Annotated in this window: 22 protein-coding genes; 21 read left to right on the top strand and 1 reads right to left on the bottom strand. The window is 38.7% G+C overall.

Features of this window, described 5'->3' with window-relative positions; genetic code table 11:
* Position 1 precedes the first annotated feature (1 nt).
* From EDD72_RS05115 to EDD72_RS05030, 18 genes are all read left to right on the top strand, one after another.
* Positions 2-406, top strand: a complete 405-nt coding sequence (locus EDD72_RS05115; RefSeq protein ID WP_132767899.1) for a F0F1 ATP synthase subunit epsilon — start codon at positions 2-4, stop codon at positions 404-406.
* A gap of 395 nt (positions 407-801) precedes the next feature.
* On the top strand, positions 802-1,173 hold the full coding sequence (locus EDD72_RS05110; protein ID WP_132767897.1) for an NADH-quinone oxidoreductase subunit A: 372 nt from the start codon (positions 802-804) through the stop codon (positions 1,171-1,173).
* Positions 1,164-1,688 carry a NuoB/complex I 20 kDa subunit family protein gene (locus EDD72_RS05105; protein WP_132767895.1) on the top strand — a complete coding sequence of 175 codons (525 nt, stop codon included), beginning with the start codon at positions 1,164-1,166 and terminating at the stop codon, positions 1,686-1,688. The genes EDD72_RS05110 and EDD72_RS05105 overlap by 10 nt, the downstream gene beginning before the upstream one ends.
* Positions 1,681-2,181, top strand: coding sequence for an NADH-quinone oxidoreductase subunit C (locus EDD72_RS05100; protein ID WP_132767892.1), 501 nt, complete (start codon positions 1,681-1,683; stop codon positions 2,179-2,181). Before EDD72_RS05105 ends, EDD72_RS05100 begins: the two co-directional genes overlap by 8 nt.
* A gap of 26 nt (positions 2,182-2,207) precedes the next feature.
* Positions 2,208-3,290 (top strand): NADH-quinone oxidoreductase subunit D, encoded by a 1,083-nt coding sequence (locus EDD72_RS05095; protein WP_132767949.1) that lies wholly within the window; start codon positions 2,208-2,210, stop codon positions 3,288-3,290.
* On the top strand, positions 3,287-4,291 hold the full coding sequence (nuoH, locus tag EDD72_RS05090) for an NADH-quinone oxidoreductase subunit NuoH (RefSeq protein ID WP_424565531.1): 1,005 nt from the start codon (positions 3,287-3,289) through the stop codon (positions 4,289-4,291). The genes EDD72_RS05095 and nuoH overlap by 4 nt, the downstream gene beginning before the upstream one ends.
* A gap of 17 nt (positions 4,292-4,308) precedes the next feature.
* The gene (gene nuoI / locus EDD72_RS05085) at positions 4,309-4,731 is read left to right on the top strand and encodes an NADH-quinone oxidoreductase subunit NuoI (RefSeq protein WP_132767887.1); all 423 of its coding nucleotides are present in this window, start codon (positions 4,309-4,311) and stop codon (positions 4,729-4,731) included.
* A complete protein-coding gene (locus EDD72_RS05080) occupies positions 4,686-5,237 on the top strand; it encodes an NADH-quinone oxidoreductase subunit J (protein ID WP_243643779.1) in 552 nt (183 codons plus the stop codon). Before nuoI ends, EDD72_RS05080 begins: the two co-directional genes overlap by 46 nt.
* Entirely contained in the window at positions 5,237-5,545 is a 309-nt protein-coding gene (gene nuoK / locus EDD72_RS05075) for an NADH-quinone oxidoreductase subunit NuoK (protein ID WP_424565530.1), read from the top strand. The genes EDD72_RS05080 and nuoK overlap by 1 nt, the downstream gene beginning before the upstream one ends.
* A gap of 23 nt (positions 5,546-5,568) precedes the next feature.
* Positions 5,569-7,413: an NADH-quinone oxidoreductase subunit L gene (nuoL, locus tag EDD72_RS05070; RefSeq protein WP_132767883.1), complete on the top strand. Its 1,845-nt coding sequence runs from the start codon at positions 5,569-5,571 to the stop codon at positions 7,411-7,413.
* Positions 7,413-8,957 (top strand): complex I subunit 4 family protein, encoded by a 1,545-nt coding sequence (locus tag EDD72_RS05065; RefSeq protein ID WP_132767881.1) that lies wholly within the window; start codon positions 7,413-7,415, stop codon positions 8,955-8,957. The genes nuoL and EDD72_RS05065 overlap by 1 nt, the downstream gene beginning before the upstream one ends.
* A gap of 3 nt (positions 8,958-8,960) precedes the next feature.
* Positions 8,961-10,496 carry an NADH-quinone oxidoreductase subunit NuoN gene (gene nuoN, locus EDD72_RS05060; RefSeq protein WP_132767879.1) on the top strand — a complete coding sequence of 512 codons (1,536 nt, stop codon included), beginning with the start codon at positions 8,961-8,963 and terminating at the stop codon, positions 10,494-10,496.
* A gap of 263 nt (positions 10,497-10,759) precedes the next feature.
* Positions 10,760-13,021, top strand: coding sequence for a S8 family peptidase (locus tag EDD72_RS05055; RefSeq protein ID WP_165894972.1), 2,262 nt, complete (start codon positions 10,760-10,762; stop codon positions 13,019-13,021).
* Positions 13,022-13,041: 20 nt separating this feature from the next.
* Complete coding sequence (locus tag EDD72_RS05050; RefSeq protein ID WP_132767875.1) at positions 13,042-13,278, top strand: DUF1146 family protein; 237 nt, start codon at positions 13,042-13,044, stop codon at positions 13,276-13,278.
* 180 nt (positions 13,279-13,458) lie between these two features.
* Positions 13,459-14,184 carry a YwmB family TATA-box binding protein gene (locus EDD72_RS05045; RefSeq protein ID WP_132767873.1) on the top strand — a complete coding sequence of 242 codons (726 nt, stop codon included), beginning with the start codon at positions 13,459-13,461 and terminating at the stop codon, positions 14,182-14,184.
* 40 nt (positions 14,185-14,224) lie between these two features.
* On the top strand, positions 14,225-15,526 hold the full coding sequence (gene murA, locus EDD72_RS05040) for a UDP-N-acetylglucosamine 1-carboxyvinyltransferase (protein ID WP_132767871.1): 1,302 nt from the start codon (positions 14,225-14,227) through the stop codon (positions 15,524-15,526).
* Between the two features lie 206 nt (positions 15,527-15,732).
* Complete coding sequence (gene spoIID, locus EDD72_RS05035; protein ID WP_132767869.1) at positions 15,733-16,734, top strand: stage II sporulation protein D; 1,002 nt, start codon at positions 15,733-15,735, stop codon at positions 16,732-16,734.
* An 82-nt stretch (positions 16,735-16,816) separates the two neighbouring features.
* A complete protein-coding gene (locus EDD72_RS05030) occupies positions 16,817-17,632 on the top strand; it encodes a M23 family metallopeptidase (protein WP_132767867.1) in 816 nt (271 codons plus the stop codon).
* Positions 17,633-17,704: 72 nt separating this feature from the next.
* Here the strand turns inward: EDD72_RS05030 and EDD72_RS05025 are convergent, their stop codons facing one another.
* On the bottom strand, positions 17,705-18,625 hold the full coding sequence (locus tag EDD72_RS05025; protein ID WP_132767865.1) for an RluA family pseudouridine synthase: 921 nt from the start codon (positions 18,623-18,625) through the stop codon (positions 17,705-17,707).
* A 255-nt stretch (positions 18,626-18,880) separates the two neighbouring features.
* Here EDD72_RS05025 and spoIIID point away from each other — a divergent pair, with 255 nt between their 5' ends.
* The 3 genes from spoIIID to EDD72_RS05010 all read left to right on the top strand — a co-directional run bounded on the left by spoIIID (position 18,881) and on the right by EDD72_RS05010 (position 21,082).
* Complete coding sequence (gene spoIIID / locus EDD72_RS05020) at positions 18,881-19,150, top strand: sporulation transcriptional regulator SpoIIID (protein WP_132767862.1); 270 nt, start codon at positions 18,881-18,883, stop codon at positions 19,148-19,150.
* Between the two features lie 107 nt (positions 19,151-19,257).
* Positions 19,258-20,271 (top strand): rod shape-determining protein, encoded by a 1,014-nt coding sequence (gene mreB, locus EDD72_RS05015; protein ID WP_132767860.1) that lies wholly within the window; start codon positions 19,258-19,260, stop codon positions 20,269-20,271.
* 4 nt (positions 20,272-20,275) lie between these two features.
* Positions 20,276-21,082 carry a flagellar hook-basal body protein gene (locus EDD72_RS05010; RefSeq protein WP_132767858.1) on the top strand — a complete coding sequence of 269 codons (807 nt, stop codon included), beginning with the start codon at positions 20,276-20,278 and terminating at the stop codon, positions 21,080-21,082.
* Position 21,083 lies beyond the last annotated feature (1 nt).

Genomic DNA, 21,083 nt, shown 5'->3' with positions numbered 1-21,083 from the left:
AATGAGTACGATTCGATTAGAAATCGTAACGCCGGAGCGGAAAGTATATGACGATGACGTGAATATGGTCATAGTAAGAGGAGTTGAAGGTGAATTAGGAATTTTACCGAAACATGCTCCATTTGTTACACCATTAGTTATTTCCGCAATGCGCATCAAAAAAGGAAAAGAAGAACAAATCGTAGCAATTAGTGGCGGCTTTCTTGAAGTAAGCCAAAATAAAGTCGTGGTTCTAGCTGAAGCTGCAGAATTACCTGAGGAAATCGATGTTAATCGGGCGTTGGCTGCTAAGGAAAGGGCAGAAAAACGACTAGCCCAATCAAGTGCTGAAGAACTCGATTTCAAACGGGCACAACTAGCACTTCAAAGGGCTTTAAATCGTATAAGTGTTGCAGAAAAGAAATAAACTTCATAAAACAGTTCCTGATTCTAGGGACTGTTTTATGCTGTCTTTGAAATTTAGTAATCTAGTGAATTTTATCAATTCCGACTCCAATATCTGACCTCTGGAATGAAGTTGCAAAGTTATTAATTTTTGTGATGGATTACACAAATAAATTAGAAAAATTCCTATGAAAAAAAGCTGGAATTTAGTATTATAGATTATGGGAATATTCCGCCCGATTTATAAAGTATTCAGACTTTTCTGAATATTTTATTGTGCAAAGTATAACGAACTCGAAATACATACAAGCGAAAAACAGACGTGCCAGAGGTCATTATGTTATAATTTTTGTATATATTTATAAAAAAGCATGTATGTATTTCAAAAAAAATTAATTGATTGGAGGGGAAGTGTGTATGGATCAAATTTATGGAAATAGTTACCTTTCCATGGCAATTTTCCTGTTGCTCGGTATTGCATTACCTTTCCTAACGATCTGGCTAATAGGTCCTATTTTAAGACCTAATAACCCGACAAAGGAAAAACTTACAACCTATGAAAGTGGTATTGAGCCAACAGGAGACGCAATGGTTCAATTCAACGTGCGTTACTATCTTTTCGCACTTTTGTTCGTAGTATTTGATGTTGAAACCGTTTTTCTTTACCCATGGGCCGTTGCATTTAACAAACTAGGACTATTTTCATTAATTGAAATGACCATCTTTATCTTTATGTTAGTCATTGGTCTAGCTTATGCTTGGAAGAAGAAGGTGTTGAAATGGGATTAAATCTTGAGAATATTACTCCAGAAGAACAACAAGAATTAGAGCGTAATGTGTTACTTACAACACTTGAACAAATTAAAGGATGGGCTCGTAGTAACTCTTTATGGCCATTAACATTTGGTCTTGCATGTTGTGCGATTGAGATGATGGGTACTGGTGGTTCCCATTATGACTTTGACCGTTTTGGAGTCATTTTCCGTGCTTCACCTAGACAATCTGACGTTATGATGGTTGCTGGAACAGTGACGAAGAAAATGGCACCACTTGTACGACGTCTCTATGACCAAATGGCTGAACCAAAATGGGTGATTGCGATTGGAGCTTGTGCTACAGCTGGTGGTCCATATGTGAACTCCTATTCCGTGGTGAAAGGGGTAGACCAAATCGTTCCTGTAGACGTATATATTCCAGGCTGTCCTCCAAGCCCAGTAGCCATTATTTATGGTGTGAATAAGCTGCAAGAAAAGATAATGTACGAAGCGAAAACTGGAAAGAAGGTGCCAACAAGCAATGAGTGAAGAAGTAAAAGCATCTTCCCCTAAACAACCATTACTTGATCAGTATGTGAAAATCATCAAAGAGCAAGTTGGTGAAGAAGCTATCAAAGATGCTTTCATCAACGAGCCAAATGATCATATGCCAGTCTTAGTGATAAATAAAGACAAATGGTACGATGTAGCTAAATTACTCAAGGATCATCCTGAGATGAGATTCGACTATCTGATGAACCTTGCAGGTGTGGATTATGAGAAGTATATGGAAGTGGCTTATCATTTTTATTCATACTCAAGAAACGAGTTTCTTGGTGTAAAAGTACAAACGGAACGCGATGGTGGCACCGTTCCAACCGTTATGGACATCTGGGCTACGGCAGACTGGCATGAAAGAGAAGCGTATGATCTCTTAGGAATTGGTTTCACCGGTCGTCAAATTAGCCGCATTCTTTTACCTGATGATTGGGTAGGACATCCACTGCGTAAAGACTATAAGCCTTTTGATGAGGAGGTGTAAGAATCGTGGCAATACGTACAGAAGAAATGTTATTAAACGTAGGTCCTCAACATCCAAGTACACACGGGGTATTCCGTCTAGTCGTCAAAGTGGATGGTGAAAAAATTACGGATGCCATTCCAGTAATCGGATACTTACACCGTGGTACCGAGAAATTAGCAGAAAATCTAACTTACACACAGATTATCCCTTATACAGACCGCCTTGATTATTTATCTTCCATGACAAACAACTACGCTTTAGTTCAAGCTGTAGAAACATTAATGGGTATTGAAGTTCCAGAACGGGCTGAGTATTTAAGGGTTATTGTTATGGAATTAAATAGAATTGCTAGCCACCTCGTTTGGTGGGGAACCAATCTTCTTGACTTAGGGGCAATTTCTCCATTCCTCTTTGCATTTAGAGATCGTGAAATCATTGTGAATATGCTAAATGAGATTTCCGGTGCCCGTCTAACTTTTAACTACATGCGTGTAGGTGGAGTGAAATGGGATGCTCCAGAAGGTTGGATTGAAAAAGTTCGCAAATTCGTTCCATATATGAGAGAAAAAATTAAAGAATATCATACTCTAGTTACTGGTAACGAAATTTTCCTTGCTCGTGTCAAAGATATAGGTGTATACGATGCGGAAACAGCGATTAATTATGGTTTATCTGGCCCAGTTTTACGTGGATCAAATGTTAAATACGACATTCGCAAGAACCAACCTTATTCTGTTTATGATCGTTTTGAATTTGATGTTCCTGTTGGTGAAAAAGGAGATGTATACGATCGATACATGGTACGTATGGAAGAGATGGTTCAATCGTTACGTATCATTGAACAAGCTGTGGAACAGTTCCCTGAATCAGGTGAAATTCAAGGGAAAGTACCTCGAGTCCTTCGAGCACCTGAAGGGGAAGTTTATACAAGAATGGAATCTTCAAAGGGTGAACTTGGTGTTTACCTTGTAAGTAAAGGTAAAGATAAACCTTACCGTCTCAAACTAAGAAGACCTTCCTTTGTAAATCTACAGCTATTACCAAAGCTCTTAATTGGTAGAACCATGGCTGATGTTCCAGCTATCTTAGGAGCGATCGATATTGTATTAGGGGAGGTTGACGCATAATGGCAAATATTTTGTCCCAACCTTTTTCTTGGTTAAACTTATTATGGATGGTATTGATCGCTGTAGCTGTAATGGGTGTTGTTCTCGTATTCGTTATGTATGCCATCTATTTTGAGCGAAAGATTATCGGTTGGATGCAGCTTAGAAAAGGTCCAAACCGTGTAGGTCCTTATGGACTCTTCCAAACTGTTGCAGACGTTTTGAAGCTATTAATCAAAGAGGACGTTGTTCCTGCAAAGGTAGACCGTTTTCTCTTTTTGATCGCTCCAGTCATTGCCTATACACCTGCATTTGCGATCATTGCTGTTTTACCTTATTCCGAAAAGTTGTATTTTGCCGATGTTAACGTTGGTCTTCTATACTATGGGGCATTATCTAGTATTACGATCTCAGGAATATTACTTGGTGGATGGGCATCGAACAACAAATACTCCATCATGGGTGGTATGCGTTCTGTTGCGCAAATGATCAGTTATGAAGTACCACTGATCATGTCATTCTTAGGAATCGTATTAATGACTGGAAGCTTAAACTTAATTGATATTGTAAAAGCCCAACAAGAAAGTGGCGTATGGTTTATCTTCCCGCAGTTTTTAGGATTTATCATTTTCTTGATTGCTGGAAACGCTGAACTAAACCGTACACCATTTGACCTGCCAGAAGCTGAGAACGAACTTGTAGCTGGATATTTTGTAGAGTATAGTGGTTTCCGCTTTGCCTTCTTCATGTTAACCGAATATGTATATATGTTCGCAATGGCTAGCTTAATGACCGTATTGTTTTTAGGTGGATGGGATGCACCATTTGGCCTCACATTCATTCCAGGAATTGTATGGTTTATTCTCAAGTTCTTACTTCTAGTATTCTATTTATTCTGGGCACGTTCGACATTCCCACGTGTTAAAACAGATCAACTGATGGGATTTGCTTGGAAAGTATTAATACCATTAGCATTATTGAATGTGATGGGCACAGCAGTGATTAAGAGTTTATTCTTCTAAAGCGGGGTGAAATCATCATGTGGGGAACAGGATTTTTTAAGGGATTAGGTTTCACGCTCAAGCAATTAAAAGAGCCAAAGGTAACCAGTAAATATCCCGATGAGCCATACGTTTTTCCAGAACGTTTTCGTGGGATTCAGCATTTTGAACCTGAAAAATGTATCGTATGTAATCAATGTGCAAGGATTTGTCCAACAGGTTGTATCACCCTAGTCGGAAAACCAAATCCAGATCCTGAGAAAAAGGGTAAAGTGATTGACACTTACGATATTAACTTTGAAATTTGTATTTTATGTGATTTATGTACGGAAGTTTGTCCAACTGAAGCGATTGTGATGACCAACAACTTTGAACTTGCAACCTACAGTCGAGACTATCTAATGAAGGATTTGAAATGGTTGGCAAACAACAATACCAACGTGAGAGGGGCGAATCATTAATGACGATTACGGGTCAATTTATCGCGTTCTTCGTCTTTGCCCTGATGGCAATCACAGGTGGAGTTCTTATGTTAAACCTGAATAAGGTCATACATATGGTACTCTCCATTGGATTATCTTTCTTTGGGGTAGCAGGTTTATTCATTATCTTACAAGCTGAATATTTAGCATTTGTTCAAGTTCTGATTTATGCTGGTGCAATTACCATTATGATGGCAATGGGTACGATGATGACACAGCATAAGGAAAAAGACACCAAAGAAAGAAATTGGACCCATATTATCTTGTCATTACTTGCTGCAATCGGTGTAGGTGGGTTCTTCTTATATGGAATTTATCAAACAGCTTGGCCAACAGAAGCTGCTGATTTAGGTGCGAATAACGTGAAAGTCATCGGTGAAACCCTCTTCCAGAAATATGTGATTCCATTTGAAGTTGCTTCGGTTCTTTTACTTGTTGCGTTAGTCGGAGCAATTGTGATTGCGAAAAGAGAGGGGGATAAATAATGGTACCTTTAGGGGCGTATCTAGCTGTAGGAGCCATTTTATTTTCCATCGGTATCTATGGTTTATTAACGAAGAAGAACGGGATTATCGTTTTGTTATCCACAGAATTAATGTTAAATGCCGTGAACGTGAATCTTGTGGCATTTTCTAAGTTTGGTGTGAATGCAAACATTACAGGTCAAATCTTCACTGTATTTACCATTACAGTAGCAGCTGCTGAGGCTGCAATCGGATTAGCATTATTGATGGCAGTCTTCCGCAATAAGGCGACCATCAATGTCAAAGAAATGGATATTATGAAGCGATAAAAAGTGGAAGGAATGGTGATCAAATGTTAGAAAATGCATGGCTCATACCCCTATTTCCGCTTATCTCCTTCATACTGTTAGTATTATTTGGTCGCAAACTTAAGGAAGGCGCAGCCTATGTGGGTATAGCTGCTCTGCTTACTTCATTCATTTTAGCTCTTCTCGTCTTTATCCAAAGACTTGGTGAGGGTGCAGAGAACTATCTCAAGAATATTCCATGGCTAACGGTTGGAGATAAAACCATTACGGTCGGATTTGAGGTAAACGAATTAAATGCAATGATGCTATTCGTGGTAACCCTTGTTAGCTTGATGGTTCATATTTATTCCAAAGGGTATATGCATGGAGATGAACGTTTTCCAGTGTTCTACTCCTATCTGTCACTCTTTACATTCTCGATGTTAAGCCTTGTGATTTCACCAAACATTTTACAGGCTTATATCTTCTGGGAATTAGTAGGTGCTACATCCTTCTTATTAATCGGTTTCTATTATTTCAAACCATCTGCACGAGCAGCAGCGAAAAAAGCTTTTATTACAACGAGAATCGGTGACTTAGGTATCTTTATTGGTCTTTCATTATTGTTCTGGAAGACAGGTACCTTTGAATATTCCGGGATTTTTGAAGCAGTAAAATCTGGTGATCTTGCTCCAAGCTTCATTACATTAACGGCGATCTTAATCTTTATTGGTGCGGTTGGTAAATCTGGTCAATTTCCATTACATACATGGTTACCAGATGCGATGGAAGGTCCTACACCTGTTTCTGCATTAATCCACGCCGCAACGATGGTTGCTGCAGGGGTATATTTGGTTGCAAGGATGTTCCCATTATTTGAAGCGTCTGAAACAGCATTAATGGTTGTTGCCGTGATTGGTGGCTTTACAGCAATTTTTGCAGCATCGATTGGTTTGGTACAAAACGATATCAAACGTGTACTTGCTTATTCGACAGTGAGTCAGTTAGGTTACATGATGTTAGCATTAGGGTCAGCTGGTTATGTAGCTGGGGTATTCCACTTATTTACCCACGCATTCTTTAAAGCGTTATTATTCCTAGCAGCTGGTAGTGTCATCCATTCAGTAGGGACACAAAACATTAAAGAAATGGGTGGCGTTGGTAAGGATATGAAGATTACTAGAGCCGTATTCTTGATTGGTGCTCTAGCAATCGCTGGATTTCCAGGATTTGCTGGCTTTTTCTCAAAAGATATGATTTTAATGTCTACTTATGCTAGCGGTCACTATGTCTTGTTTACATTAGCATTGATTGCAGCGATTATGACAGCATTCTATATGTTTAGATTGTATTTCTTAACTTTCTCTGGTACACCAAGACATAATAATCATCATGTTCATGAGTCACCGCTTAATATGACATTTCCAATGATGGTTTTAGCAGTATTAGCAATTGTTGCAGGTTACTTCGAGTATGCTGGATTTGGTGAATGGATTACTGCAGAAGGAACGATTGCTCATGCTCATGTAGAAGCTCCATCATGGATCATGATTGCATCGATCATTGCTGCATTAGCGGGGATTGGTTTCGCATACCTTGTTTATGGACGTAACCACAAAGTGAAAAATACAGAGCCAAAAGGATTGCACAAGTTACTGTTCAATAAATACTATGTGGATGAATTATACGATACCGCAGTGATACGTCCGTATACTTTATTTGGTTACTTCTTAAAGTTCTTTGATAAGTTTATTATCGGTGGATTGGTTCAACTAGCAGTATGGATTTCCAAGTTTTTTGGTTATCTTGGTTCCAGATTACAAAATGGTCAGGTTCAAACATATGGTCTAATCATGGTTATTGGATTAGTACTGTTATTTGTTAGCTTGACGGCAGGGAGGTTGTTCTGATGAATTCAATCGGTTTACTTACCCTCATCACCTTCTCGCCATTACTAGGAGTTCTCTTACTTGCATTCGTGCCTAAGGATAAGGCAGGCACAATTAAATTTATTGGCGTCTTGGTAACTCTTATTCCATTAGTATTGGCTATTGGATTGTTCCTTAAATTTGACCATACTGTTGATGGTATGCAGTTTGTTGAAAACTATAAATGGATTCAATTTATGGTTGGGGATAACACCATCGAATTTAATTACAGTTTAAGTGTAGATGGTTTATCGATGCCACTTGTGGTACTTGCGACAATCGTTGCAACGATGTCGGCATTAGCCGCAGCGAATATCATTGAAAAGCGGGAAAAAGAATACTTTATCTTATTCTTCTTGATGCAAATTGGTTTATACGGAGTATTCGTAGCGCAAAACCTATTCTTATTCTTTATCTTCTTTGAATTAACTCTGATCACCATGTTCTTCTTAATTGGTGTATGGGGGAATGAAGGAAGAGAAGATGCAGCATTTACCTTCTTGATTTACAATGGATTAGGTTCTGCGATTATGCTTATCTCTTTCATTATTCTTTTAATCAATGCTGGTTATGTGGAAGGACCAAATGGAGCAACATTTACAACTGACATCCCAACATTAATTCACAATTTAACCAGTCCAAATTCACCTTATGCCCAAGATGGATTTAGTAATGCGTTTAAATATGGAGTATTTGCAGCTTTACTTGTTGCGTTCGGAATCAAGGTACCATTATTCCCATTCCATTCTTGGATTCTCAAAGTACACTATCAGGCTCCTGCATCGATGTCTATGATTCTTTCTGGTGTACTCTTAAAAATTGGTGCTTACGGTCTATTCCGTATGGAATATTCCTTCTTCCCAGGAATTGCAAAGGATTTAGCCACATTCTTAGTTATATTAGGTATTATCAACCTACTATACGGTGCTATCTTAGCGTTCGTCCAAAAAGATTTCAAAATGGTCGTTGTGTATTCCAGTATTAGCCACATGGGTATCATTCTGCTTGGTTTAGGTGCGATGAACAGCTACGGATTTCAAGGCGCAATCTTTCAAATGGTATCCCATGGATTCTTATCCGCCCTCTTCTTCTTTATCGTTGGTGTGATTTACAAACGTACACATACTGCGGATATGGGGGAACTTGGTGGAATGGCATCAACCATGCCAATTACAAGTGGACTACTACTAACAGGAGCGTTAGCTTCACTAGGTCTACCTGGTATGTCAGGATTTGTGAGCGAATTCCTAAGCTATCTAGGGGTATTTAAAACCATGCCTGTTCTAGCGGCAATTGGTACATTAGGAATCGTGTTCACTTCAGCATACCTATTACGCGCAGTACTAAATGTAACTTATGGCCCAACGAAGGATAAGGTTAAGGGACTATCTGATGCTAGTGTACTAGAGCTTGTCCCAATGGTAGTTTTAGTAGCATTTGTTGTGTTAATTGGAGTATATCCATCTATACTTAGTGACCCAATACAAACGACGTTGCAATCCTTATTGTCTAGGATAGGAGGGTAGACCATGAATCTATTAGAGTTAAACTGGGGATTACTTGCTCCAGAACTAACCATTGTAATCTTAGCCGCGGTCATTACCCTAGCCGATCTTATTATGAAAGACAAGGGAGACCGAAAAATATTTGCTTATGTAAGTATTGCAGGGATTCTTTTATCCATCTATTTTGTTGTTCAGGATCTAGGTGAACCCGTACAACAATTGCTCAATGACAGCTATCGTATTGATAGTTTTGGTAATCTATTCAAACTGATATTCTTGGTAGGTACTGCATTTGTATTCCTGATGTCAATCCATCATATAGACAAAGAAGAGATTGAGTATGATGGTGAATATTATTACCTACTATTAACAGCTTTACTCGGTGCGATGATTATGTCATCATCCGCTGATATCATCACTCTATACATTGGCTTAGAACTATTGAGTTTGTCCTCATATGTTCTAGCCGGTATACGTAGAAAGAATCTGAAGTCTAATGAAGCAGGTTTCAAATATGTGATTGTAGGTGGAGCATCCTCTGCAATCTTCCTGTATGGAACATCTTTCATCTATGGAATTACAGGAACAACAAACCTACTAGAGTTAGCCAATCGTTTACCTGAAACATTTGCTACTGGAGAATATAATTTCTTCATTTATCTAGGTTTCTTGATGATTGTTGTTGGTTTAGGCTATAAGATTTCTGTCGTACCTGCTTATATGTGGGCACCAGACGTCTACGAGGGAGCACCTACACCAGTAACAGCCTTCTTATCTGTTGTTTCTAAAGCAGCAGGATTTGCCATCATTCTGCGGATGTTTATGACAGTATTCACTTCACTTGTCGATACATCAACGAATCAGTATTTCTTCTTTGATCAAATGACGCTTTATCTATCAGTTATTGCTGGCCTCACGATGATCATCGGAAATACAATGGCCGTTCGCCAAAGAAATATCAAACGTATGATGGCATTATCCAGTGTTGCTCAAGCGGGATACATTTTAGTACCACTCGCTTCGATGAAATTGGCAAGCGCTCAATTAGTTGAAGCAAATATGTCAAATATGATCTTCTATCTCATGGCTTATTTACTCATGAACCTTGGCGCATTTGCTGTCATCACCGTTGTGACAAAGGATACAGGAACAGAAGAGTTAAATGCTTTTGCAGGTCTTTACCACCGCAGCCCATTACTTGGCGTTGCCATGACTTTCTTCCTCTTATCCTTAGCTGGATTGCCTGTAACTGCAGGATTTATTGGAAAATTTAATATCTTTATAAGTGCCTTAACCGTTAATAACCAACAATCTTCTTATTGGTTAGCTGGAATTATGATGGTAACTAGTGTGATTTCTTACTTCTACTATTTCAATATTGGACGTCAAATGTACATGCGTAATGGTAGCAATCGAACACTAAGCGTACCATTTGGTTTACAGCTTGTCATTCTTCTTACATTCGTAGGTACATTCGCTTTTGGTTTAGTACCAAATGTCCTTTATGACTATATTGCGAATCATTTCAATCTAGTTGATTTGTTCACGATGGGTAAATAAAACAAACCAAGTCTAACAATAGAAGCACTAGGGGAGATTTCCTCTAGTGCTTTTTACTTTTATCTGACTTATTCTAATGTTTATCATTCAATTCATCTCCCATCTACTCACTGACGTTCGTTGAGGTGGGAGACTTCTTTCGGAAAACAGTTAAAAACTTATTTTTCCTATTTTTTGCAGAATATATTCTGGTAAGGTATGATAAGATTAGAATAATACAAAAGGATAAAACAAAACTCTAGTACGGAGTGAAAAAATAGATGATGCAATATAAAAATCATATCTGGCGACCGATCCTACTCGTCATTGCACTCCTATTTCTTTTGGATATGCTAGTACCAAAACCTTATGAACCTTCCATCATTCAAACCCATCATAAAGAAAATGAATGGATTATTAAATGGAAAAAAAATGATTATCCAAAAGAAATATTAAATGATGCAATGCTGTTAAATTGGGTGCCAGAATTAAGAGTGACCAAGCTCCGATTGAAGGAGAATGTGAACCTAAGTGAATGGCTGAAAAAATGGGAAAATAATCCTGATATTGAATATATCCACCCCAATTCAATTATCCGTATATCACAAGTGCCTAACGATCTTTTCTTTTCCAAACAAACGTATTTAAAAAAGATCCATATAACGAAAGCCTGGGATCAAGTGAATAGCACTTCGGATATAACGATTGCAATTCTTGATACGGGAATTGATCTCGAACATCCTGACTTAAAAGCGAATGTAGTAGATGGAATCAATCTACTTGATCGAAATGCCAAACCTCAAGATGATAACGGTCATGGTACGAATGTGGCAGGGATTGTAGCAGCAGTTGGCAACAATAGTATGGGAATAGCAGGAATCACGTGGAAAGCAAAGTTGATGCCAGTAAAGGTTTTAGACAAAAAAGGTGAAGGCGACTCTTTTCTTGTTGGACAAGGGATTCGTTACGCGGTGGATCATGGAGCCAAAATCATTCTTCTGTCACTAGGAGAACCAGTGTATACCCCTTTTATGAAAGAAGCCGTTGATTATGCTCAAAGCAAAAATGTACTCATTGTTGCAGCATCTGGGAATGAAGGTGATCAACTCAATTATCCTGCTGCATTTTCCAATGTCCTTTCCGTTGGAGCGGTCAATCAAAACGATCAACATGCCCGCTATTCCAATTATGGACAACAATTAGATGTGGTTGCACCTGGTGATAATATTTATACCACAGAATTAGGAGGAGGTTATACAACAAATTCGGGAACATCAATGGCTGCACCACAAGTAGCAGGGTTAGCTGCATTACTATACCAAAAGTATCCCAATCTTACCCCTAAAGAAGTAGAGAACATAATCAAATTCTCTGCTGATGATGTAGACCAAGTAGGATGGGATGAAAAAACAGGTTTTGGCAAAATCAATGCAGAACGAGCCATAAATTTTCCGTTAGAAAAATTAAAGGATGGATTCGAACCCAATGATACAAAAGTAACGGCAGCGGTTTTTCCCTATAATGATAGCTTACATGGAGAGCTAACGTTAAATCAAGATCGTGATTGGTATAAAATAGAACTACCTTATAAAGGAGTTGTTGAATTTCAATTGAGTTTAGAGCAAACATTAACGACTCCCATTCAATTAACTGTGTTTCCTAATGAAATGAATAAAGATTTTGTTTACAAAATGAAAGACAGTACCAAGATTTCACTCAACCTTCCCCAAGGGATCTCCTACATTCAGCTAGAATATTCCGATCCTAACCAAAAGGGGATGAGTAGGGTAGAGTATTCATTAGCGAACCGGTATCGAATCAATCAAGATCGATTCGAGAATAACGATAACCTCTGGGAAGCATCCCCAATTCCAAATTTAAATCAAATTGTCAAAGGGACATTTCATAAGGAACACGATTGGGACTGGTATCAGATTGAAGTAAATCAAAGTGGGGAATTAACGGTGAATGTATCCGTTGATACGAATCGATTGGATCCTGTCATCTGGTTTCAAGCAAAAGGGAAAAAGAAACTGGAAATCGATGAAAAGGGTTCAGGAGAAAAAGAAGAAAAAACGATTTCAGTAACACCTGGAATCTATTATATCAGGTTAGCGGATTATAATGGTTATGAAGTGATAGGGGAATATCTATTATATTTTCAATTCACAACATCTGATGGGGATACCCATGAACCGAATGATCTGCCAAAAGAAGCCTCACCATTAGCTGGGAGTTACGTAATCACAAAAGGGATCATTTTCGATGAAAAAGATCAAGACTGGTTTCAAATCGATTTGCATCAGACAGCAATGATTGAAGTCAAGGGTACGAATGGGCAAAATCAAAAGCTAAAAGTTGTGTTATACAATCAGCAATTGGATGCCATTTGGGAAAATAGCGGGACCACGATCAACCAAATCAGTCGTTTAACAAAAGGGAGCTATTATATTCGCGTGGAAGCACCAAACCCGCTAACATCCTATCAATTGATTTTCATACAACATATTGATTCTGGGAATGTAAATCGGACTAGCTATCAATGAGAAAGGAAGGGAGAAAAAGAATGGAATCCTACTTTGTCTATACTAGTATTGTAGGAATTGTCGTTACGCTCATTAGTATTGGCGTTTCTTGGTGGGCTTTACAAGTTGTTCGTTTTGATGTGTTTACCTTTCGCCCAAAAAGCCCACAAGCCATCGCATTACAAATCATCTTATCCATTGTTATCGGCTATCAATTGTCACGTTTTCTCTTAGATTATGTAAGTTGGTCCTATCAGCTACACAATCTAATTCAATAATTTAGTATTATTTCACACCCCATTTGAGTTTGTATGTACTAACGCTACTTTTATACCACCAACATAAAATACCAATACTTTTATTTATGAAGGTATATCTCCTCTCTTAAGTGTGAAAAATGGTGACTAAGGACAGAAAAAGAGACCAAATTTCGAACACTATGGGAGGGGAAAAGACGCATGATAAAGAAAAAACACCTCGGGTACATGATCTTGATCAGTATCTTATTTTTATTGGGCATGACCGTACCAAACAACAATAAGAATGATCTACAATTGCTTTTAAACGGATTTCAACAAACGAAAGCAGAGCTCAAGCAATATTCATTTCATGTAGGTATTCCTTATCAACCCCTGAAAGAAGAGCAATTATTCACAAAAGGAAAGGAATTAAGTCAAATATTTCATCTTCCTGTTGGAAAAGTTGAGAGCTTTGACCAACAACCTTTTTATGCGAGTAAAGGAACATGGGAAAATGGTACAGAAATTGAATTACAATTAAAGAATATTAACCAAAATACCAATACTTATCTCGTAATCAAAGTAACAGGAAATCGATCTTTTCAGGAATTAGAACAGGATTATCAAACATTCAATAAATTGTTACAAATGGCCCATATAAATCCTAAAATTAACACTTGTGTCCAAGGGGAAATCAGTGATAAACTGAATAATGCTGAACAATATCAGTTAATTCAAAAAGTCCTGAAAAAGATTGATGCTTCAATTGTTGAAGAATTAAAAACTGATTTAGTCACAAGCGTTTCTGCCTATTCCCCTGAGGTTGGACAAGCGATCCAAACCAAGGGAGGAGAAATGAATTTGCAAATGGCAACTCATTATGATTCCTTACATAACAAAACCATACTTACAATGGGAACGCCTATTATTACGATTGAATATTAATATCTTGAATAAGAAATAAATGAACGCGGAGGGAAGCGCCTTGGGAAAAATCATCGTCCGCGGTGGGAGGCAATTATCAGGTAGGGTAAAAGCCGATGGGGCAAAAAATGCGGTACTCCCGATACTTGCGGCATCAATTCTAGGGCAAGAAGGAGTAAGTACAATCTACGAAGTCCCCGCCCTAGATGATGTATACACCATCATCGATGTCTTATCTTTTATTGGAGTCGATATACGATTTCAAGATGGAATTGTAACAACAAATGCAGCGAAGATTCAGCGTACAGAAGCACCTTATGACCTCGTTCGCAAAATGAGAGCATCTTTTCTAGTTATGGGTCCTCTATTAGCGAGGGAAGGCCATGCACGAATTGCACTACCTGGTGGTTGTGCAATTGGAAGTCGCCCAGTCGACCTTCACCTTAAAGGTTTCGAAGCAATGGGCGCAAAAATCCACATTGGCCAAGGATATATCGATGCAAAAGTAGATGGAAGACTTAAAGGAGCAAAAATTTATTTAGATTACGCGAGCGTAGGAGCAACAGAGAATATTATCATGGCTGCTGTTTTAGCTGAAGGTACCACAGTGATTGAGAATGCAGCTCAAGAGCCTGAAATTGTTGACCTCGCTAATTTCCTCAACTCTATGGGTGCTAAAGTAAGAGGGGCTGGAACAGGGACCATTCGGATTGATGGGGTTGATCAATTAACATCGACAAGACACAGCGTGATTCCTGACCGAATAGAAATTGGGACATATATGGTAGCAGCAGCAATCACAGGTGGAGACATTCTTATCGAAAACGCGATTACCGATCATCTCAAACCAGTCATTGCGAAATTGGAAGAAATGGGAGTCATGATTGAAGAGGAAGATGAAGGATTAAGAGTTCGTGCATCTCATCCACTAAAAGCCATTGATATCAAAACACTTCCCCATCCTGGATTCCCAACCGATATGCAATCGCAAATGATGGCCTTATTGTTAACAGCACAAGGAACAAGCATTATTACAGAGACTGTTTTTGAAAATCGTTTTATGCATGTAGAAGAATTTAAACGAATGAACGCAAATATTAAAATTGAGGGTCGTACAGCAATCATAGAAGGAAATGCGAAGTTAGTCGGAACCCGAGTAGAAGCGACCGATTTAAGAGCAGGTGCGGCACTTGTATTAGCTGGACTAGTTTCTGAAGGTGAAACAGAAGTAACAGGTCTGCATCATATTGATCGAGGTTATGTTGATCTAGTTGGGAAATTAAAAAGCTTAGGCGCCGATATCGAAAGAATTGATGAAAAAGAAAATACCACCCAAGAGTTACAACCGCTCTGGGTGAAATAGCAATATACTTTAACTAGGGAATCATTCCCTAGTTTTTTTATGGTATGGGACTGTATTTTCTAATGTGTTCCGCTAGCTAGCAGCTAATAGAACATACAAGCCAAGAAGCTAGAAATACTAGAATATTTAGTTCTGAACTTAGTAGCTTTTTCATATCTTGTACTAAAGTAAAAAAAATTGTAGCAAGAGATGGAGGAGCTATTTTTATGAGAATTCGGCCCTTGATTTTTGTTTTCTTGTTCGTGCTTGGAGCAGCAATGATCTTTATTCCTGCTGTATTTACGATGATTGGTCCAAAAAAACAAATAGATTTACCACCGAACAAAAAAGTAGAATTAAAGTTAGATCCAAATCATTCCGTTAAAGTAACTGTCTATCGAAATTCATTAGGAAAAGTAGAAACTTATCCACTAGAAGAATATGTTCGTGGGGTCGTAGCAGCAGAAATGCCGATTGAATTTGAGCTAGAAGCATTAAAAGCTCAGGCTCTTTCTGCTCGAACATATATTATCAAAAGAATACTAGAAAAAGACTTTTCAGGAGTACCTCAAGGGGCAATGGTTACAGATACGGTTCAACATCAAGTTTTTGTCTCAGATTCTGAACTTCAAAAGCGTTGGGGACTTGAATATCCCGCAAAAATCTCAAAATTAAACCAAGCGATTAACGAAACGATGGGACAAGTGATCGCTTATGAAGGAAAACCGATTAGCGCTGTATACTTCTCAACGAGCAATGGCTATACCGAGAATTCAGAAGATTATTGGTCAAAAGAGGTTCCTTATTTAAGAAGCGTGGCAAGCCCATGGGATAAAGCATCCCCAAAATATCAATCTACCATGGTCGTACCCTTTTCAGAGATCAAAGGGAATCTAAAAGTAGATGCAACAGTTCTTGCTTCAACAGGACAAGAATGGATCAAAATCCTTGAAAAAACCTCTACTGGCCGAGTGAAGAAGATAAGAGTAGGTGACAAACTGCTAACAGGTCGCGAAATGAGAGATTTGTTCAGTCTACGCTCCTCAGATTTCACCATAGAAGTAAAAAAGGATCAGGTCGTTTTCCACATGGTTGGTTATGGACATGGAGTTGGAATGAGTCAATACGGAGCAAATGGAATGGCACAAGAGGGGAAAAAGGCTGAGGAGATTGTCAAGTATTACTATAAAGGCGTTCAGATTGAAGATTACGCAAAATGGGTAAAATAAACATTTTCTATTAAAAATTTATACATCACCGAGTTTAAAAGCGGAAAATTCTGGACAAAATGATTGCTGAGGTGATGTATAAATGAGTCCAATTTCAAAATGGAAAAAATTATTAGGGAAAAAATGGACATTCCCTGCCATTTACATGACAGTTGCAGCACTTATTCTAACATTAATGTGGTGGTATCAGAATGGTCACAATCCTTCACTAACCAAAGAGGATCTTGGAATCCAACAAACAACGAATGAAACAGCAAATGCAGATTTAGTGAACAAGGATCAAGCAGTTCCTGTTACTGCCCATCAAGAGCAGATGATCTGGCCAGTTCAAGATCCTAGCAAAGCCGATATTAAAATGGAATTCTTCGATTCATCTCTATCGGATAAAGAGATGGAAAAAGCAATTGTGAGATTCCAAGATGAAATTTGGCCACATACGGGGATTGATATTGTGTCAAAAGACAAATCACCACTAACCGTTATTGCAGCACTTAGTGGGGAAGTAGTTCGAGCAGAAAAAGATCCAGTCGTTGGTTTCATGGTCGATATTCGCCACGAGAATGGTTTAGTCACCAACTACTCCAGTTTAAGTGAACTGAAAGTAGCAAAAGGTGACAAAGTAACTCAAGGACAAGTACTAGGTACGGCTGGTCGCAACATCTTTGAAAAAGACCAAGGAGTACACTTGCATTTTGAAGTAAGAAAAGGTGATGAAGCATTATCTCCACAAGCATTTATTGGTCAAGATGCAAGCCAAGTTTTGAAACAACTAGAGCAAAAAGCAAACGCAACCAAAGATACAAACGATCAAGATAAAAAAACTGACAGCAAAACAAACGAACAACCAAAGACAAACGAACAAAAATCACCAACCAGTTTTAAAGGAAATCTAAGCTAAATCAAGTTTTACACATCAAAAAAGTCCCGTTAAGGGACTTTTTTCTTACCGCTACATCCTTACATGAATGATTTATGCATTGGAATGCAGAAGAATAAGAAGTTGCTCCATATCTTCTGGCATTGGTGCATCAACTGTAATTTTCTCTAGTGTAAAAGGATGAAAAAAAGTTAACTTTGCCGCATGTAAGGCTTGCCTTTGAATCCCCTTCATCGGTCCATCATAGAGAAAATCGCCAAATAAGGGATGACCAATATGGCTCATGTGAACACGAATTTGGTGGGTTCTCCCTGTATCTAAATATAGTTTCACTAAAGCAGCCTCATTGTTCATGGTTTCAAGGACCTCATAATGCGTAACAGCCCGATCCCCTGTTTTGGAAACCCTTCTACGAGTGGGATGATGCCGATCGCGTCCAATGGGTTCATCAATAGTCCCTTGTGTTGGTTCTGGGATTCCTGATACGATAGCCAAGTATTCCCTGCTTATTTTTCTTTCCCTTAAATCTTTATCTAAGATACTTTGGGCAAGGGAATGTTTTGCGATTAAAATCGCTCCTGTAGTATCTTTATCCAAACGATGGATGTGCCTTACTTTTGTTTGCAGCCCTTTTGTTTGGTAATAAAAAGCGATGGCATGTGCTAATGTTCCCCTTTGATTCGGTTCTGTTGGATGAACCGCAACCCCAGCCGGTTTATTCACCACCAATACATGATCATCCTCGTAAAGAACCTCTAATGGAGTGGCCTCAGGTTCTACACCATACTCTTCCCATTCAAAAATTTTGATTTGCAATCGGTCTCCTTTTTTTAATGGATAGGCCAAGTAACTCTTTTTGCCGTTAATTTGGATCCCTCTATGTCTTGTTAATTTTTGCAGCATCCTTCCAGAAATTAGAAATTTACTCATACAAACCTCTTCGATGGTTTTTCCCTGGTCTGTACTTGAAACATGGTATTCTAACCATTCGCCTTTACGGATAAAATTTGCCATTTTCCTCTACTTCCTCTAGTTCTTTCATTTTTAATCGACCATGATCTAGTCTTTTTTCCTACATGATAGAATTATACAAAATTAAGCCCTCGTATTCCATCGTAATACCTGTCCATGGGGATGGATGACAATTTTGGCTTGACGATGATTGAAAAAAATTTGGAAATTAGCTTGTCAAGGCTTGTAACAAGAGAATATATGCCAAACCATCTCATATAATGTAACAGACGATTTCGAAATGGGGAGGCGAGGGGAGTGCACGATTACATCAAGGAGCGAACCCTAAAAATAGGACGATATATCATAGAGACGAAAAACACAGTTCGTACGATTGCAAAAGAATTTGGCGTATCCAAAAGCACAGTGCACAAAGATTTAACCGAACGATTGCCAGAAATAAGCCCAGAATTAGCCAACCAAGTGAAGGAGATTTTAGAATATCACAAATCGATCCGCCATATCAGAGGGGGGGAAGCGACTAGAGTCAAATACAAAAATCAGGCAAATGAAAAAAATTTTTTATAAGATATAAAAAAGGATTTTCCCGATCTCTATCGAATTTAATAATTTTAAGGTATACTATGTACGTATGAATAATCTTGTAGAGTATGTCGCAGGGAGGATATTTTTTCATGTGGAGTAGGGACATTGGAATAGATCTTGGGACGGCCAACGTATTAATCTATCTTAAAGGTAAAGGAGTTGTCATCAACGAACCATCCGTTGTTGCGATAGACACCACAACTCGCAAAGTAAGAGCTGTTGGCGAAGAAGCGAGGCGAATGGTTGGAAGAACGCCAGGGAATATTGTCGCGATGCGGCCGCTAAAAGATGGGGTAATCGCTGATTTTGAAATCACAGAAGCAATGTTAAAGCATTTCTTAGAAAAAGCGGGTGCGAAAAGCCGATTTGGAAAACCAAGAATTTTAATCTGTGCGCCAACTGGGATTACGAACGTAGAACAAAAAGCAATACGAGAAGCTGCGCAAAAAAGTGGTGCTGGGGAAGTATTAATGGAACATGAACCAAAGGCTGCTGCGATTGGTGCTGGACTAGATATCTTTCAACCAAGCGGGAATATGGTCATTGATATTGGCGGAGGTACGACCGATATTGCAGTCTTATCCATGGGAGATGTCGTAACCGCCTCTTCTATTAAGGTCGCTGGGGACAAGTTCGATCAAGCGATCATGGCATACATAAAGAAGAAATATAATTTATTGATTGGTGAAAGAACAGCAGAAGAATTGAAAAAGACAATTGGAACAGTTTTTCCGGGTGCACGTCATGAATCTATGGATATCCGTGGACGCGATTTAGTCACAGGCCTACCCATTTCGGTCACAATTCGTTCGGAAGAAGTTCAAGAAGCATTGGAAGAATCGGTTTCAGCCATTGTTGCTGCTTCCAAATCTGTCTTAGAAAAAACCCCACCAGAACTAGCAGCAGATATTATTGATAAAGGGATTATCATCACAGGTGGCGGAGCATACTTGCATGGCCTAGATACCTTATTAACCGAAGAATTAAAAGTACCTGTAATGGCAGCTGAAGATCCAATGTCTTGCGTTGTTAAAGGAACTGGTATTATGTTAGAGAATTTAGATAAAGTATCAAAGAAAAGAGGATTTTTCTCAAGGGTGTGAAACGATGATCAGAGGAATTTATACTGCGGCAGCAGGAATGTTAACCCAGCAAAAAAGACAAGATCTGCTCACCAATAATCTTGCTAACGTCAATACACCGGGATATAAACAAGATGAGGCGATCATCCGTTCTTTTCCAGAGGTACTCCTGCAAACGATCCGAGTACCAGTGAAGGATAAACAACCGATTGGCAGTCTTCATCAGGGTGTTTTTGTTGAAGAGGATGTACCAATCTTTAAACAAGGGGATTTAACAGAGACAGGGGTCAACACCCATTTTGCGATTTGGGATCCAGAATTAGAGTTGATTCCAAATGGCCAAAGAAGACCCATTCTTCTATTTACTGTACAAGGCCAAAATGGAGAACGACTCTTTACTCGAAGTGGATTATTTACAGAAGATGCAGCGGGTCAACTTGTAACCCCAGAAGGTTATCTCGTTTTAGATGACCAAGGTAGACCGATACGTACCAATGGACGCTCATTCACCGTGGATCAAAAAGGAAATATCCGTTTTTCTGATGGACAAACCCTTCGCCTTGGTCTGACGAAAATCAATAACCCGAATCAGTTATTGAAACAAGGAGAGCAGATTTACCGTTTACAAGGAAATCAAGGTAATCTTCCCTTTGTAAACGAGAATGAGAATTATCAAATTTTCCAAGGGAAATTAGAACGTTCCAATGTTGACCCTACTCAGACCATGGTCGATATGATCACCGCTTTACGAATCTATGAAGCGAATCAACAAATGATACAATTTATGGACAAGACCTTGGAAAAGGCCGTGAACGAAATCGGGAGGGTTTAAT

The sequence above is a fragment of the Tepidibacillus fermentans genome (genome assembly GCF_004342885.1).
In the GTDB taxonomy this organism is placed as follows: domain Bacteria; phylum Bacillota; class Bacilli; order Tepidibacillales; family Tepidibacillaceae; genus Tepidibacillus; species Tepidibacillus fermentans.
The sequence above is the reverse complement of the archived record's forward strand: the minus strand, read 5'-3'. Positions and strand labels throughout refer to the sequence as shown.

Excerpts from the sequence above, each read along its gene's own strand:
- EDD72_RS05030 (WP_132767867.1), top strand. The coding sequence starts at position 16,817 with ATGAGTCCAATTTCAAAATGGAAAAAATTATTAGGGAAAAAATGGACA.
- EDD72_RS05100 (WP_132767892.1), top strand. The coding sequence starts at position 1,681 with ATGAGTGAAGAAGTAAAAGCATCTTCCCCTAAACAACCATTACTTGAT.
- EDD72_RS05025 (WP_132767865.1), bottom strand. The coding sequence starts at position 18,625 with ATGGCAAATTTTATCCGTAAAGGCGAATGGTTAGAATACCATGTTTCA.
- EDD72_RS05050 (WP_132767875.1), top strand. The coding sequence starts at position 13,042 with ATGGAATCCTACTTTGTCTATACTAGTATTGTAGGAATTGTCGTTACG.
- EDD72_RS05080 (WP_243643779.1), top strand. The coding sequence starts at position 4,686 with ATGGTTGGCAAACAACAATACCAACGTGAGAGGGGCGAATCATTAATG.
- EDD72_RS05055 (WP_165894972.1), top strand. The coding sequence starts at position 10,760 with ATGCAATATAAAAATCATATCTGGCGACCGATCCTACTCGTCATTGCA.
- EDD72_RS05115 (WP_132767899.1), top strand. The coding sequence starts at position 2 with ATGAGTACGATTCGATTAGAAATCGTAACGCCGGAGCGGAAAGTATAT.
- EDD72_RS05110 (WP_132767897.1), top strand. The coding sequence starts at position 802 with ATGGATCAAATTTATGGAAATAGTTACCTTTCCATGGCAATTTTCCTG.
- EDD72_RS05065 (WP_132767881.1), top strand. The coding sequence starts at position 7,413 with ATGAATTCAATCGGTTTACTTACCCTCATCACCTTCTCGCCATTACTA.
- EDD72_RS05105 (WP_132767895.1), top strand. The coding sequence starts at position 1,164 with ATGGGATTAAATCTTGAGAATATTACTCCAGAAGAACAACAAGAATTA.
- nuoN (WP_132767879.1), top strand. The coding sequence starts at position 8,961 with ATGAATCTATTAGAGTTAAACTGGGGATTACTTGCTCCAGAACTAACC.
- EDD72_RS05095 (WP_132767949.1), top strand. The coding sequence starts at position 2,208 with ATGTTATTAAACGTAGGTCCTCAACATCCAAGTACACACGGGGTATTC.
- EDD72_RS05010 (WP_132767858.1), top strand. The coding sequence starts at position 20,276 with ATGATCAGAGGAATTTATACTGCGGCAGCAGGAATGTTAACCCAGCAA.
- nuoL (WP_132767883.1), top strand. The coding sequence starts at position 5,569 with ATGTTAGAAAATGCATGGCTCATACCCCTATTTCCGCTTATCTCCTTC.
- nuoI (WP_132767887.1), top strand. The coding sequence starts at position 4,309 with ATGTGGGGAACAGGATTTTTTAAGGGATTAGGTTTCACGCTCAAGCAA.
- mreB (WP_132767860.1), top strand. The coding sequence starts at position 19,258 with ATGTGGAGTAGGGACATTGGAATAGATCTTGGGACGGCCAACGTATTA.
- EDD72_RS05045 (WP_132767873.1), top strand. The coding sequence starts at position 13,459 with ATGATAAAGAAAAAACACCTCGGGTACATGATCTTGATCAGTATCTTA.
- nuoK (WP_424565530.1), top strand. The coding sequence starts at position 5,237 with ATGGTACCTTTAGGGGCGTATCTAGCTGTAGGAGCCATTTTATTTTCC.
- spoIID (WP_132767869.1), top strand. The coding sequence starts at position 15,733 with ATGAGAATTCGGCCCTTGATTTTTGTTTTCTTGTTCGTGCTTGGAGCA.